15 protein-coding genes are annotated in these 13,635 nt (G+C 65.2%); 13 read left to right on the forward strand and 2 right to left on the reverse strand.

Annotation, left to right across the window (positions count from 1 at the left end; genetic code table 11):
* Positions 1-51 precede the first annotated feature (51 nt).
* The 12 genes from KUW62_RS06525 (at position 52) to KUW62_RS06580 (ending at position 11,808) form a co-directional block, all read left to right on the forward strand.
* Positions 52-999, forward strand: a complete 948-nt coding sequence (locus KUW62_RS06525) for a metal ABC transporter solute-binding protein, Zn/Mn family (RefSeq protein WP_224814700.1) — start codon at positions 52-54, stop codon at positions 997-999.
* A 1-nt stretch (position 1,000) separates the two neighbouring features.
* Positions 1,001-1,795, forward strand: coding sequence for a metal ABC transporter ATP-binding protein (locus tag KUW62_RS06530; protein ID WP_224814701.1), 795 nt, complete (start codon positions 1,001-1,003; stop codon positions 1,793-1,795).
* Positions 1,796-3,010: a metal ABC transporter permease gene (locus tag KUW62_RS06535; protein ID WP_224814702.1), complete on the forward strand. Its 1,215-nt coding sequence runs from the start codon at positions 1,796-1,798 to the stop codon at positions 3,008-3,010. It begins immediately after the preceding gene.
* The gene (locus KUW62_RS06540) at positions 3,010-3,936 is read left to right on the forward strand and encodes a metal ABC transporter permease (RefSeq protein WP_224814703.1); all 927 of its coding nucleotides are present in this window, start codon (positions 3,010-3,012) and stop codon (positions 3,934-3,936) included. Before KUW62_RS06535 ends, KUW62_RS06540 begins: the two co-directional genes overlap by 1 nt.
* Positions 3,937-3,938: 2 nt before the next feature.
* On the forward strand, positions 3,939-4,304 hold the full coding sequence (locus KUW62_RS06545; RefSeq protein WP_224814704.1) for a Rieske 2Fe-2S domain-containing protein: 366 nt from the start codon (positions 3,939-3,941) through the stop codon (positions 4,302-4,304).
* A 50-nt stretch (positions 4,305-4,354) separates the two neighbouring features.
* Positions 4,355-5,176, forward strand: a complete 822-nt coding sequence (locus KUW62_RS06550; protein ID WP_224814705.1) for a tryptophan 2,3-dioxygenase — start codon at positions 4,355-4,357, stop codon at positions 5,174-5,176.
* An 8-nt stretch (positions 5,177-5,184) separates the two neighbouring features.
* Positions 5,185-6,360 carry a kynureninase gene (kynU, locus tag KUW62_RS06555; protein WP_224814706.1) on the forward strand — a complete coding sequence of 392 codons (1,176 nt, stop codon included), beginning with the start codon at positions 5,185-5,187 and terminating at the stop codon, positions 6,358-6,360.
* A 77-nt stretch (positions 6,361-6,437) separates the two neighbouring features.
* Positions 6,438-7,664, forward strand: coding sequence for a putative DNA modification/repair radical SAM protein (locus KUW62_RS06560; protein WP_224814707.1), 1,227 nt, complete (start codon positions 6,438-6,440; stop codon positions 7,662-7,664).
* Positions 7,664-9,166, forward strand: a complete 1,503-nt coding sequence (locus KUW62_RS06565) for a UdgX family uracil-DNA binding protein (protein WP_224814708.1) — start codon at positions 7,664-7,666, stop codon at positions 9,164-9,166. The genes KUW62_RS06560 and KUW62_RS06565 overlap by 1 nt, the downstream gene beginning before the upstream one ends.
* Positions 9,135-10,400: a 3-oxo-tetronate kinase gene (gene otnK, locus KUW62_RS06570; protein ID WP_224814709.1), complete on the forward strand. Its 1,266-nt coding sequence runs from the start codon at positions 9,135-9,137 to the stop codon at positions 10,398-10,400. The genes KUW62_RS06565 and otnK overlap by 32 nt, the downstream gene beginning before the upstream one ends.
* Entirely contained in the window at positions 10,397-11,047 is a 651-nt protein-coding gene (locus KUW62_RS06575; RefSeq protein ID WP_224814710.1) for an aldolase, read from the forward strand. The genes otnK and KUW62_RS06575 overlap by 4 nt, the downstream gene beginning before the upstream one ends.
* Positions 11,044-11,808, forward strand: coding sequence for a hydroxypyruvate isomerase family protein (locus KUW62_RS06580; RefSeq protein WP_224814711.1), 765 nt, complete (start codon positions 11,044-11,046; stop codon positions 11,806-11,808). The genes KUW62_RS06575 and KUW62_RS06580 overlap by 4 nt, the downstream gene beginning before the upstream one ends.
* Here the strand turns inward: KUW62_RS06580 and arsH are convergent.
* Both arsH and KUW62_RS06590 read right to left on the reverse strand, forming a co-directional pair.
* Positions 11,805-12,512, reverse strand: a complete 708-nt coding sequence (arsH, locus tag KUW62_RS06585) for an arsenical resistance protein ArsH (protein ID WP_224814712.1) — start codon at positions 12,510-12,512, stop codon at positions 11,805-11,807. The genes KUW62_RS06580 and arsH overlap by 4 nt on opposite strands.
* Positions 12,512-13,168, reverse strand: a complete 657-nt coding sequence (locus KUW62_RS06590; RefSeq protein WP_224814713.1) for an MIP/aquaporin family protein — start codon at positions 13,166-13,168, stop codon at positions 12,512-12,514. The genes arsH and KUW62_RS06590 overlap by 1 nt, the downstream gene beginning before the upstream one ends.
* A gap of 108 nt (positions 13,169-13,276) precedes the next feature.
* On the opposite strand from KUW62_RS06590, the gene KUW62_RS06595 reads away from it, so the two are divergent.
* A complete protein-coding gene (locus KUW62_RS06595) occupies positions 13,277-13,621 on the forward strand; it encodes a helix-turn-helix transcriptional regulator (RefSeq protein WP_224814714.1) in 345 nt (114 codons plus the stop codon).
* Positions 13,622-13,635 lie beyond the last annotated feature (14 nt).

Raw genomic sequence — 13,635 nt, forward strand, 5'->3', positions numbered from 1 at the left:
AATGCATCGCATATACAGCTGGGACGGCGATGGTTCAGAGGACCTTGGCGAATGAAACGAGTTTTTCCTGCATTGGCGGTGACAGCCGCCCTTTTCCCCGCAACCGCCCCGGCCCAGGAGGCGCTTTCGGTTGTGACAACCACCGGCATGATCGCCGACGCTGTCCGTCAAGTCGGCGGAGATATGGTGGAAGTTCAAGCGCTTATGGGGCCGGGCGTTGATCCCCATGCCTATCGGCAGACACGCTCCGACATCGTGGCGACCGCGCGCGCCGACCTTGTGTTGTGGCACGGCCTGTATCTTGAAGCGCAGATGGAGGAATTCCTGCTGGAGCTGGCGGAGACGAACCGGGTCATGCCGGTGGCGGAGGCGTTGCCGCACGACGCATTGCTGGGGTCAGAGGATTACGCGGGCCAGTTCGATCCCCATGTATGGATGGATCCCGCGCTCTGGGCCGGTGTCGTGGCAGAGGTTGAGGCCGCACTTTCCGATGCCATGCCGGATGCCGAAGACATTTTCACCGCGAATGCCGCGGCCTTCGTTACGGAGATCGAGGCGCTGGCCAGCTATTCCGAGACCACGCTGGACACCGTGCCTGACACGGCCCGCGTGCTGATCACGGCCCACGATGCGTTCAGCTATTTCGGCGCGGCCTACGGTTTCGAAGTCGTTGGTATCCAAGGAATTTCCACGGAATCCGAGGCCGGGTTGCAGCGCATCTCGGAGCTGGTGGACCTGATCGTGACGCGCGAGATCGGCGCGGTCTTCGTGGAATCCTCCGTCTCCGATCGCAACATCCGGGCTCTGATCGAAGGGGCTGCGGCCCGCGGCCATGAGGTCGTGATCGGTGGCGAGCTTTATTCCGATGCGATGGGACCGGCGGGCACCTACGAGGGGACGTGGATCGGCATGATCGACCACAACGTTACCACCATCGCCCGCGCGCTTGGGGGCGACGCCCCGGAAGGCGGGATGCAGGGAAGGCTGATGGTGAATTGACATGGCGGAGCTGACATTGGTGGACATGCCAGCGGGACTTGATCCCTCAAGCCCCCTTGCGGTGCGCGGCCTGACCGTGACCTACGGCGAAAAGCCCGCGCTCTTCTCGCTCGACGCGGCGTTTCCCGCCGGACAGATGTCCGCCATTGTCGGCCCGAACGGGGCAGGCAAATCCACGTTTCTGAAGGCCGCACTTGGCCTGATCCCGCGCGTTTCGGGGGAGGTCAGCGTGTTTGGCCGCGATATCGACCGGGCCCGCGACCGCGTCGCCTATGTGCCGCAACGTGCATCGGTCGACTGGGACTTTCCCACCACGGCGCTCGATGTCGTCCTGATGGGCCTCTACGGCCAGCTTGGCCTGTGGAAACGGATCAGCGGCGGCCACCGCGCGACGGCGCTGGCCTGCCTTGACCGGGTGGGAATGGCGGATTTCGCGGAGCGTCAGATCGGGCAATTGTCCGGGGGGCAGCAACAGCGCGTCTTCCTTGCGCGGGCGCTGGCGCAGAATGCCGATCTGTTTTTGCTGGACGAACCTTTCGCGGGTGTCGATGCGGCGACGGAGCGGGCGATCATCGACGTGCTCAAATCCCTCAAGGCCGACGGGCGCAGCATCGTGGCGGTGCATCACGACCTTGGCACCGTGAAGGAGTATTTCGACCATGTGCTGCTGGTGAATTTGCGGCGCATCGCGGAAGGCCCGGTGGCCACGACCTTCACCGCCGCCACCCTGACGGAGGCTTATGGCGGACGCCTTGGCGCGGTCCAGATCGATGGGCTGGCGCTGGCCGGTGCGTGAATGTCGGATTTCCTGAACGCGCTCTTCTTCCAGGCCGGGTATAACGCGGCGCTGGTTGCCATCGGTGCCGCGCTTCTCGGTTTCGCGGCGGGGGCGGGGGGCAGTTTCCTGTTCCTGCGAAAGCGCGCATTGGTGGCCGATGCGGTGGCCCATGCGACCCTGCCCGGCGTGGGGCTCGCCTTCATCGTCATGGTGGCCCTTGGCGCGGACGGGCGCAGCCTGGTCGGCCTGCTTGCCGGTTCCGCGCTGTCGGCGTGGTGTGGGCTTCTGGCGGTGGAATGGATGGTGCGCCGCACCCGCCTGTCGGAGGATGCGGCCATCGGCGCGGTCCTGTCGGTGTTCTTCGGCCTTGGCGTCGTGATCCTGACCGTCATTCAGGGGATGAGCCGCGGTCGGCAGGCGGGGCTAGAGGACTTCTTGCTCGGCTCCACCGCGGGAATGCTGTTCCAGGACGCGGTCTTGATCGCGGCCGGTGGTGCGGTGGTCGTGGCGGCGATCTGGGTGTTACGGCGACCGATGACGATGGTGGCCTTCGATCCGACATTCGCCGCCGCCAGCGGCATCGACGTGCGCCGGGTCGATCTGGCGATGATGGGCGTGGTGCTGGCGGTCACCGTGATCGGCCTGAAACTCGTCGGCCTGATCCTGATCGTGGCGCTGCTCATCATCCCGCCGGTCACGGCGCGCTTCTGGTCGGAACGGGCGGAAAACGTGGTGTGGTCGGCGGGCCTGTTGGGCGCGCTGTCGGGGTGGGTCGGGGCCGCGATCTCGGCCTCCGCGCCGTCGTTGCCGACGGGTCCGATCATCGTGCTCGTGGCGGCCAGCCTGTTTGCCGTCTCGCTTTTGCTCGCGCCCGCGCGCGGTGTTCTGGCGACGCTGTTGGCGCGCCGTGCGTTCCAGCGCCGCGTCCACCGGCGCCAGGGGCTGCTGGCGGTCAGCCGGGCGGAGCCGATCCACGATCCCCTGACCCTGCGCATCCTGACCGCCGAGGGCCTGATGCGGCCGGACGGGGTTGCCACCGATGCAGGGCGCGCTGCCGCTACAAGGATTTCCCGCGACGAACGGCGCTGGTCGGTCGCGCGACGCCTGCACCACGACACGGCCCTGACCGGGCGCTATGACGGTTTGACGCCCATCGAGGAGGTGTTCACCGCGGATGAGATCGCGCAGTTCGATGCCGAATTTGGCACGCCCCATCAGGTGGGACCGGCGTGATGGGGGCGGAGTTCGTTCAGTTTTCCCTGACCCCGATCCTGATCGGCATTTTCGCGTCGGTGGCCTGCGCGCTTCCGGGCAATTTCCTGATCCTGCGGCGGCAGGCCCTGATCGGGGACGCGATTTCCCACGTGGTCCTGCCCGGTATCGTGGTGGCGTTCCTGGTGACGGGGATGGTGGCGACCGGCCCGATGCTGGTCGGGGCGGCGACAGCGGCCCTGGTCGCCGTTGTCCTGATCGAGGCGGTGCGCCGTCTTGGCAAGATAGAGCCTGGGGCAGCGATGGGGGTTGTCTTCACCTCCCTCTTCGCGGGCGGCGTCTTGCTGCTGGAGCAATCGGATACGTCGAACGTGCATCTGGACGTGGAACACGCGCTGATGGGCAATCTGGAACAATTGATCTGGCTACGCGCAGAGGGTTGGGGATCGCTGGTCGATCCCGTGGCGCTGTCCCATTTGCCGCCGGAGCTTGCACGCATGGCCATCGTCGCGGCGCTGGTCGCCATCCTGACGCTGGTGTTCTGGCGCCCGCTGAAACTGGCCAGTTTCGATGAGGGGTTTGCACGCTCCATCGGCTTGCCGGTGAACCTGATCGGGTTCGGGCTTGTCACGGCGGCGGCGGTTGGGGCGGTTGCGGCCTTCGATGCGGTGGGCTCCATCATCGTGATCGCCATGTTCATCTGCCCGCCAGCCGCGGCGCGCCTGATGACCAACAGCCTGGGCCGTCAGGTGGCGTGGAGCCTGGGCTTCGCGACCCTTTCGGCGATCCTTGGCTACGTCCTTGCGGGATACGGACCGATCTGGCTGGGGGCGAACAGCTCCGTCTCGGCGGCGGGGATGGTGGCGGCGGTCTCGGGTCTGATCCTTGCGCTGGCCTGCCTGTTCGGCCCGGCGCGCGGGCGGATCGGTATGGCGGCGGGGGGGTAAACATGAACAGCGATGCGTGGAAGAGCTTCCCGAATGCCCCGGCGCCGGGGACGCGGATTTGCGCGCGGGCGGAAGTTCCCACAAAGGGCGTTGCGGCGTTCGATCTTGATGGCTTCCCCCTGCTGCTGGTGGCCAGCGCGGAGGGTTTGCGCGCCTACGTGAATGCATGCCCGCACCAGTTCCTGCCGCTTGATTACCGGTCGGCAAACGTATTGTCGCCGGACGGAACGCTGCTTCGATGCTCCGCGCACGATGCCGGATTTGACGCGTTAAGCGGCGCGGGGGTCGATGGGTTCGGGCAAGGCTGCGCGCTTGACCCCGTACCGGTACGACATGAGGGGACGGACCTTGTGATCGGGCCCGCCTAGGGTTGGCAATCCCCCGCGTCCCTGCGCAAATGGCGCGCAGGAGGGGCGAGATGGCGAAACCACCCGAACATGACGGCGCGCGCATGTCGTTTGACGGCGCGATGAGCTATGTCGATTACCTGTCGCTCGATCCGATCCTTGGCGCGTCCAGACCGCTGAGCGATGCCCATGATGAGATGCTGTTCATCATCCAGCACCAGACGTCGGAGCTGTGGATGCGGTTGGCCCTGCACGAGCTGGACGCCGCCCGGTGGGCCTTGCAGAGCGGAGATTTCCCGCCCGTCTTCAAGATGTTGACCCGCGTGGCGCGGATTTTCGAACAACTCAACGGTGCGTGGGACGTGCTGCGCACGATGACCCCGTCGGAATACACACAGTTTCGGGAGGATCTGGGGGAATCGAGCGGCTTCCAATCGCACCAATATCGGCTGATCGAATACATCCTCGGCAATCGGAACACGGCAATGATGAAGGTGCATGAACACCGCAAGGATCTGCACGCGATGTTGGCGCAGGAGCTGACCCAGCCGTCGCTCTACGATGTGGCCATCACGCATCTGGGTGCGGCGCTGAGGCTGGAACTGCCCGACAGCCCGCTTGATGCGCCCCACGCGCCAATCCCGGCGATCGAGGATGCCTGGGCACAGGTCTACCGCGATCCGGAGCGGCACTGGACGCTTTACGAGCTGGCGGAGAAGCTGGTGGATCTGGAGGATTACTTCCGCCGCTGGCGCTTCAACCACGTAACCACCGTGGAGCGGATCATCGGCTTCAAACGCGGCACGGGCGGGACATCGGGCGTGAAATACCTGCGCCGGATGCTGGAAGTGGAATTATTTCCGGAGCTTTGGAATGTGAGGGGCCAGCTATGAGTTTGCCGATGAAACACAAGTTCGAGTTGCCCGATGGGGTGATCTACCTTGACGGAAACTCGCTTGGTCCGTTGCCCAAGGGCGTTGCAGAACGCGTTGGAAAAGCGATGAACGCAGAATGGGGGGCGAACCTCATCAAGGGGTGGAACGTGGATGGCTGGATGGCGCAGCCCACGCGCGTTGGCGATCAGGTCGGGCGGATCATCGGCGCGGCACCCGGCAGCGTGGTGATGGGGGATACCCTGTCGTTGAAGGTCTACCAGGCACTCTCGGCCGCGTTGCAGATGCGGCCCGACCGGAGGGTTGTGATTTCCGACAGCGGCAATTTCCCGACGGACCTCTACATGGCCGAGGGGTTGATCCGGCACCTCGACCACGGCCACGAATTGCGGATCGTGGCCCCCGAAGAGGTGGCGGACGCGATCACGGAAGACGTGGCCGCCGTGATGATAACCCAAGTCGATTACCGGACCGGACGGGTGCATGACATGGGGGCGATCACGGCGCGCGCCCACGGGGCAGGGGCCGTGATGATCTGGGATCTGGCCCATTCGGCAGGTGCCCTACCCGTGGACATGTCGGGCTGCGACGCCGAATTCGCGGTCGGGTGCACCTACAAATACCTCAACGGCGGGCCGGGCGCGCCCGCCTTCATCTACGTGCGCCCCGATATCGTGGGGGACATTGACCCGGCCTTGTCCGGTTGGCTCGGCCATGAAGCGCCGTTCGCCTTCGATCTCGATTACCGGCCCGGCCTGGGGATTGAACGGATGCGCGTGGGCACGCCCCCGGTTCTGCAGATGAGTGCGCTGGAGGAGGCGATGAAGATCTGGGAGGAGGTCGACATGGACGACCTTCGCGCGGCGTCGATTCTGCTGTCGGAGACATTCATCGCGGAGGTGGAGGCGCGTTGCCCCGATCTGGTCCTTGCCAGTCCGCGCGATCCGTCCAGGCGCGGCTCCCAGGTCTCGTTCCATTTCGAGGAAGGCTACGCCGCCATGCAGGCCCTGATTGCTCGGGGCGTGATCGGAGATTTCCGGGCCCCCGACATCATGCGCTTCGGCTTCACCCCGCTTTACCTCGACGAAGGAGATGTCGTGCAAGCGGCGGTAATTCTTGAGGATATTCTGACCAATCGCCTGTGGGACCGACCCGAGTACCGCGCGCGCAACCGCGTGACCTGATCGGCAATTCGCCGCAGGTCAAAGGAAAACAGAAGGTGAACACTTCTCTTTTCCGGTGTAGAACATATAACGAACATATGGCCAAGCGTTCGTTATCCGAAAAACTCTCCATCCTCGCCGACGCGGCGAAATACGATGCGTCCTGCGCGTCGTCCGGGGGGGAGCGTCGCAATTCGTCCGATGGCAAGGGGTTGGGTTCATCGGGCGGCACCGGCATCTGCCATTCCTACGCGCCGGACGGACGCTGTATCAGCCTTCTCAAGATCCTGATGACGAATTTCTGTATCTACGATTGCGCCTATTGTGTGAACCGCGCCTCAAGCCGGATCGAGCGCGCGCGGTTCTCGGTGGAGGAGGTGGTGTATCTGACCGTCGAATTCTACCGTCGGAACTATATCGAGGGGCTGTTCCTGTCGTCCGGGATCATCCGCAGCCCCGACGACACGATGGCCGACATGGTGCGCATCGTACGAACGCTGCGGGAGCAGGAGAATTTCCGCGGCTACGTGCACCTCAAAACCATCCCCGATGCCTCCCCCGAGCTGCTGGACGAAGCGGGCAAATGGGCCGACCGATTGTCGATCAACGTCGAATTGCCGACCCAGAAGGGCCTGGATCAGCTTGCGCCGGAAAAAGACCTCACGGAAATCCGCAAGGCGATGGGAGAGGTGCGGCTGCGCCGCGAAGCGTCGCGCGAGAAAACCTATCGCGGCAAGCGCAAGGCCAAGTTCGCGCCCGCAGGCCAATCGACCCAGATGATCGTCGGCGCGGACGGGGCCAACGACCGCACGATTCTGCATCAATCGAGCAACCTTTACGCCAATTACGCGCTTAGCCGGGTGTATTATTCCGCCTTCTCTCCGATCCCCGACAGCTCTCGCATCCTGCCGCTGAAATCGCCGCCGCTGGTGCGGGAACATCGCCTCTACCAAGCCGACTGGCTGTTGCGGTTTTACGGGTTCGAGGCGGGCGAACTGGCCGATGACGGGATGCTGGATCTGGATGTCGATCCGAAATTGTCTTGGGCGTTGCGCCACCGCGCGGCCTTTCCCGTCGATATCAACACCGCCGGCAAGGAAATGCTGTTGCGCGTTCCGGGCATCGGGACGCGGTCGGTCCAGCGCATCCTTGGCGCGCGCAGGCACCGGCGGTTGAGATACGAGGATCTGGCCGCCATCGGTGCGAATATGAAAACCGCCAAGGCGTTTATCGTGGCCGATGGGTGGTCGCCCGGTGGCCTGACCGATGCCGCCAACCTGCGTGCCCGCTTCGCCCCGCCGCCCGAACAGATGCTGCTGATCTGATGCATAGGGTCGCCATACCCAGGATCGGGGCATTGGCCGTCTGGCGGGCAGCCGCGCGCGGGTTTCTGCGCGATGGCATACGACCGGAGGAGGTGGATTGGAGCGGGGCGGACACCTTGTTCGACCGCTTGCCGGAGGCGTCGGATCAGGGGCGCGCGGGATCGTCCTATACCCTTTCGAAAGCGGCGCTTGGTACGATCGAGACAGCGCTCAGCCATTCGGACCCGGACCGCTATGCCCGCGCGTACCAGGTGGTCTGGCGCATGGCGCACGGTGATCTGCGGTTCGGCGACCGGTCCGATCCGCAGATGCACAAGCTGCTGGATCACGCCAAGGCCGTGCGCCGCGATATCCACAAAATGCACGCCTTCGTGCGGTTCCGCGAAGGGCCACCCCACGGGGAGCGCCGCGCCTTCGCGGCCTGGTTCGAGCCCGAGCATCCGATCGTGGAGGCGGGAACGCCGTTCTTCGCCAAGCGGTTCGGTGACATGGATTGGGTCATTGCCACGCCGACCCTGACCGCGACGTTCAAGAACGGGACGCTCACCTATGCGGAGACGTCCGACGCGAAGCCGCCCCCCGACGACGCGGCGGAAGAGCTTTGGTGTACCTACTATGCCTCCATCTTCAATCCGGCGCGCTTGATGACCCGGGCGATGCAATCGGAGATGCCCAAGAAATACTGGAAGAACCTGCCCGAGGCGCGGCTGATCCCCGATCTGGTCCAGACTGCGCAATCCCGCAGCCGCGCCATGCAGGAGGCCGCCCCGACCCAGGCCCCGGCGTTTTTCGAGGCAATCGCGCGCGCCCAGGACCGGGCGGAGGAGGCGAGCCCGGATGCGATGGAGGCGTTGCGGCGGCGCGCTGCGGCCTGCGAGCGGTGCGATCTGGCCTGTCACGCCACCCAAACCGTGTGGGGGCAAGGGCCGGTTGATGCGCCGCTGATGATCGTGGGGGAACAGCCGGGCGACCAGGAAGATCTGGCGGGTCTTCCCTTCGTCGGTCCCGCCGGTCAGCTTTTGCGCGCGCTTGCGCAAGACGTCGGTCTGTCGATCGACGATGCCTATGTCACGAACGCCGTGAAGCATTTCAAGTTCACCCCGCGTGGCAAGCGCCGCATCCATCAGCGCCCCAATGTCGGGGAGGTCGAGGCCTGCAAATGGTGGCTGGACCTGGAAATGCGGTTGATCAAGCCGCGCCTCGTCCTTGCGATGGGGGCCACCGCGGCGCGCGCCCTGACCGGCCGCAACGGCGCGATGGCCGCGCGGCGGGGACGGGTGGAGCCGGGGCGGCATGGCGGTGATGTGCTTGTCACCCTCCACCCGTCTTATCTGTTGCGCCTCGACGGGGCCGCGAAGGTGCAGGCGACGCAAGCCTTCTGCGCCGATCTTGCGCGAGCCCGCGATTTTCAACGTGACAGCGCGCAAGCCGTTGGCGATGTTGCCGTGGGGGGCGGGGGGACCCCGGGCAATGGCGACTTATCTGGGCTGCATCGCGGATGATTTCACCGGGGCGACCGACCTTGCAGGCATCCTTGCGCGTGGGGGTGTCCCGGTCTCCCTACGCATCGGGGTGCCGAGCGGTCCGCCGGAGGAGACTGCCCCGTTCGAGGTGATCGCCCTGAAAATTCGCAACCTCCCCGTGGCGGAGGCGGTGGCGCAGGCGCGCGCTGCCTTGGCCTGGTTGCAACATGCCGGGGCGGAGCGGGTATTCTGGAAATATTGCTCCACCTTCGATTCCACGCCCGAAGGCAATATCGGCCCGGTGGCGGAGGCACTGATGGACGATCTTGGCACTGATCAGACGATCTATTGCCCGGCGTTTCCGGAAAACGGGCGGTCGGTGTTCATGGGACATCTCTTCGTGGGACGCGATCCACTGGCCGAAAGCCCGATGAGGGATCATCCGCTTACGCCGATGCGCGACAGCAACCTGATGCGGTTGCTTGCGCCGCAAGTGACGCGGCGCGTGGGGCTGGTGGACCGGATGGAGGTTACGCGCGGCGCGGTGGCGGACCGGCTTGCGACCTTGCGGGACGAGGGTGTGGCCCATGTGATCGTCGATGCCGTCGCCGATGCGGACCTTTCCACGATTGCCGCCGCTTGCGAGGACATGGCCTTGGTGACCGGCGGCAGCGCCCTCGCACGGCCCTTGTCGGCGCTTTACGTGAAGGACGGGGCCGTGGGGGCGGCGGGCGATGGCCACGATACTCCACTCCTGCCGCCGGAAACTATCGTCCTCTCGGGAAGCTGCTCCTCCATGACAAATGCGCAGGTCGCGGCGTATCTCGCGACGGGCGCGGCGGGTTATCGGCTTGATCCCCTTGCTTTGGCGGAGGCGGGGCCCGGCCCGGTCCTCGATTGGCTTGCACAACAGGACCTCGCGCAGGCCCCGCTGATCTATGCCACGGCGCGACCGGAGGACGTCAGGAAGGCGCAGGACCGGCTTGGCACCGCACGGGCCGGGTCGCTGGTGGAGGAGGCCCTTGCCGCCTGCGCGCGCGCCGGGCGGGAGATGGGCGCGCGCAATTTCATCGTAGCGGGGGGAGAGACATCGGGCGCGGTCACGCAGGCGCTTGGGGTCGATCGGCTGACCATCGGTGCGGAAATCGCGCCGGGTGTCCCTTGGACTTACGGGCGGACAGACGGGGCGGACATCGCGCTGGCCCTGAAATCCGGGAATTTCGGCGCGGAGAGCTTCTTTTCCGACGCCCGCACGGGATTGGACGGGCCATGAGCGACGAGACGCGCCTGCGCGAACAGATCTGCCTTCTGGCGCGCTCGATCTTCGAACGGGGCCTGACCGGGGGCAGCACCGGCAATATCTCGGCCCGGACGGCGGATGGTGGCCTGTTGGTCAGCCCGACCGGCACGAGTTTCGGGCGCCTCGATCCCGCGCGGCTCAGCCGGTTCGATGCGGGTGGTGTATTGATCGACGGCGATCCGCCGACCAAGGAAATGCCGCTTCACACCGCGTTCTACGACACGCGCAGTACCGCGGGTGCGGTCGTGCATCTGCATTCGTGCCACTCCGTTGCGTTGTCGATGATGCCCGATGTGGACGAAGACGATTTCCTGCCGCCCCTTACGCCCTACGGCCTGATGAAGCTGGGGCGTGTGAAGCTGTTGCCGTTCTTCCTGCCCGGTGATCCGGCCATGGGGCAGGCGGTGCGCGGACTGGCGGGCAAACGCTCTGCGGTCATGCTGGCCAATCACGGGCCAGTGGTGGCGGGCCGCGACGTGGAGGCCGCGTGCAACGCTGTGGAGGAGCTGGAGGCGACCGCGCGGCTGGCGATGTTGACCCGCGGCCTTTCGCCCCGGATGCTGACCGACGCAGAGGTGCAGGCGGTGGTCACGGCGTTCGACGTGGAGTGGGAGGAATGAAATTCTCCGCCAACCTGGGGTTCCTGTGGGCCGATTGTCCGCTGCCCGATGCGATCCGGGCCGCGAAAGCGGCGGGCTTCGACGCGGTGGAATGCCATTGGCCCTACGACACGCCACCTGACGTCGTTCGCGATGCACTGTCCGACACGGGCCTGCGGATGCTCGGCCTGAACACCGCCCGGGGTAACGTGGCGGCGGGTGAGAATGGGATGAGCGCCGTGCCCGGGCGACAGGAGGAGGCGTGCCGCGCCATTGATGAGGCGCTGTCCTATGCCACGGCAATCGGGGCGGGCAACGTGCATGTGATGGCCGGTGTGGCATCGGGCGACGCGGCGCATCTTTGTTTCATCGATGCCCTGCAATGTGCCAGCAACCGCGCGGCCAGGCACGGCATCACGATCCTGATCGAGCCATTGAACCGGTTCGACGCGCCGGGCTATTTCCTGCGCAATCTCGACCAGGCCGCGCAGATCATAGCGGAGGTGGCGGTGCCGAACCTGAAACTGATGTTCGATTGTTATCATGTGGCCCGGACGGAGGGCGACGTACTGCGCCACCTTTCCAACCTGCAACCGATAATCGGCCATATCCAGTTCGCCCGCGTCCCCGACCGCGGCCCGCCGGACGGGGGTGATCTGGACTATCGCAAGGTCTTCGCCTGGATCGAGGCATCGGGGTGGGAAACGCCACTCGGTGCGGAGTACAAGCCCGGTGAAAACACGGATGCGACGCTTGGCTGGCTGACTTGGGCGCGGGGCTAGCCGGTTCGGTTGACCCGGTCGATCAGCGCCTGTCCCTTCTCCGCCCGCTCCGAGTAGCGATCGACAAGGTGATCGACGCTGTCGCGGGTCAGAAGGGTGAATTTCACCAATTCCTCCATCACATCGACCATACGGTCGAAATAGGGCGAGGGCCGCATGCGGTCGTCTGATCCGAACTGCTGAAACGCTTTCGGGACGGAGGATTGGTTCGGGATCGTCAGGCACCGCATCCACCGCCCTAGAATGCGCAGCTGGTTCACCGCGTTGAAGCTTTGCGATCCGCCATTGACCTGCATCAGCGCCAGCGTCTTGCCTTGCGTCGGGCGAACCGCCCCGAGGGAGAGCGGAATCCAGTCGATCTGGGCCTTCATGATACCGGTCATCGCCCCGTGCCGTTCGGGGGAGCACCAGACCATCCCCTCGCACCAGGTCACGGCCTCTCGCAATTCGGCCACCTTGGGGTGGTCGTCCGACGCGCCGTCGGGCAGGGGCAGGCCGGTTGGATCGAAGGTCCGCGTCTCGGCCCCAAGGCGGGCAAGAACGCGCGCCGCTTCCTCCGACATCAGGCGGCTGAAGGATCGTGACCTGAGCGAGCCGTAAAGCAGCAGGATGCGCGGCGCATGGGTGGACGGGGTCGCGGGAAAAAGGCGATGCGGATCGGACACACGAAAGGCGGCCTCGTGGATCTGGGGCGTGTCGGACATCAGTGTTCCTTCCCTGCAAGGAGCCAGCCGAAGAAGAGTGTGGCAAGGATCGCCGCGCCCAGTTGCACGGCGATGAATGGGGCGATGTCAGCGGGCGAGATCCCGGCAAACGTGTCTGAGAAGCCGCGCGCGATCGTGACGGCAGGGTTGGCGAAAGAGGTCGAAGACGTGAACCAGTAGGCGGCGGTGATGTAGAGGCCCACAGCCATCGGAACCGCATCCGGGCGCGCTTTCAGGCAGGCGAGGATCGTGCCGATCAAACCGAAGGTGGCGACGAATTCCCCGCTCCATTGGCCAACACCGCTGCGCAGCGTGGTGGAGGCGTCGAGGATTGGATGGTCGAACATCAGATGTGCCGCGAAAACCCCAAACACGCCGCCGGTGATCTGCGCGACGACGTAAAGCCCCGCATCGCGCGCCCCGATGTCTTGCTTGAGGGCGAAGGCCAGCGTGACTGCCGGGTTTAAATGCGCGCCCGAGATCGGGGCGAAAATCGTGATCAGCACGACAAGGATCGCGCCGGTGGGCAGTGTGTTTCCCAGAAGGGCGATGGCAAGGTTTCCGTCGGCAAGTCGCTCCGCCATGATCCCCGACCCGATCACGGTGGCCAGTAGGAAGAAGGTGCCGAGGGCTTCGGCCATCAGGCGTCGGGACATCAAGCGGCTCCTTACGCGGCATTCATTTCGGCGAAAACCGAATTGATCTATCGGTAATCCTGCGCCGGTTCTCTTGTCAAGATTTGATAATTCGGGAATGATCGAAACATGGATCAGACCCGCGCTATAGACGCATTTGCCGCTTTGGCACAACCGACCCGCGTTGCCGTGTTCCGGCTTTTGGTGCGCGAGGTTCCGGGCAGTCTTCCGGCGCTGGAGATCGCGCGGCGCCTTGATGTTGTTCCGTCAACGTTATCGGCGCATCTGGCGACCCTGCGTCGGGCGGGTATCTTGACCTCCACCCGGCACCAGAAGGAAATCCGCTACGCCGCCGACCTTGGTGCGGTGAATGCGCTCGTCGGGTTCCTGCTGGCCGATTGCTGCGGCGGACGGACCGAGAATTGCGCCGAGATCCTGTCGCTGCTTGGCAAAAGCGACGCAAGCTGCGGCTAGGGAGAGGGCGCGCG

The organism is Hasllibacter sp. MH4015, from assembly GCF_020177575.1.
Lineage (GTDB): Bacteria > Pseudomonadota > Alphaproteobacteria > Rhodobacterales > Rhodobacteraceae > Gymnodinialimonas.

Bases quoted from the DNA above. Each gene is read 5' to 3' on its own strand.
- KUW62_RS06525 (WP_224814700.1), top strand. From the start codon at position 52: ATGAAACGAGTTTTTCCTGCATTGGCGGTGACAGCCGCCCTTTTCCCC.
- KUW62_RS06530 (WP_224814701.1), top strand. From the start codon at position 1,001: ATGGCGGAGCTGACATTGGTGGACATGCCAGCGGGACTTGATCCCTCA.
- KUW62_RS06535 (WP_224814702.1), top strand. From the start codon at position 1,796: ATGTCGGATTTCCTGAACGCGCTCTTCTTCCAGGCCGGGTATAACGCG.
- KUW62_RS06540 (WP_224814703.1), top strand. From the start codon at position 3,010: ATGGGGGCGGAGTTCGTTCAGTTTTCCCTGACCCCGATCCTGATCGGC.
- KUW62_RS06545 (WP_224814704.1), top strand. From the start codon at position 3,939: ATGAACAGCGATGCGTGGAAGAGCTTCCCGAATGCCCCGGCGCCGGGG.
- KUW62_RS06550 (WP_224814705.1), top strand. From the start codon at position 4,355: ATGGCGAAACCACCCGAACATGACGGCGCGCGCATGTCGTTTGACGGC.
- kynU (WP_224814706.1), top strand. From the start codon at position 5,185: ATGAAACACAAGTTCGAGTTGCCCGATGGGGTGATCTACCTTGACGGA.
- KUW62_RS06560 (WP_224814707.1), top strand. From the start codon at position 6,438: ATGGCCAAGCGTTCGTTATCCGAAAAACTCTCCATCCTCGCCGACGCG.
- KUW62_RS06565 (WP_224814708.1), top strand. From the start codon at position 7,664: ATGCATAGGGTCGCCATACCCAGGATCGGGGCATTGGCCGTCTGGCGG.
- otnK (WP_224814709.1), top strand. From the start codon at position 9,135: ATGGCGACTTATCTGGGCTGCATCGCGGATGATTTCACCGGGGCGACC.
- KUW62_RS06575 (WP_224814710.1), top strand. From the start codon at position 10,397: ATGAGCGACGAGACGCGCCTGCGCGAACAGATCTGCCTTCTGGCGCGC.
- KUW62_RS06580 (WP_224814711.1), top strand. From the start codon at position 11,044: ATGAAATTCTCCGCCAACCTGGGGTTCCTGTGGGCCGATTGTCCGCTG.
- arsH (WP_224814712.1), bottom strand. From the start codon at position 12,512: ATGTCCGACACGCCCCAGATCCACGAGGCCGCCTTTCGTGTGTCCGAT.
- KUW62_RS06590 (WP_224814713.1), bottom strand. From the start codon at position 13,168: ATGTCCCGACGCCTGATGGCCGAAGCCCTCGGCACCTTCTTCCTACTG.
- KUW62_RS06595 (WP_224814714.1), top strand. From the start codon at position 13,277: ATGGATCAGACCCGCGCTATAGACGCATTTGCCGCTTTGGCACAACCG.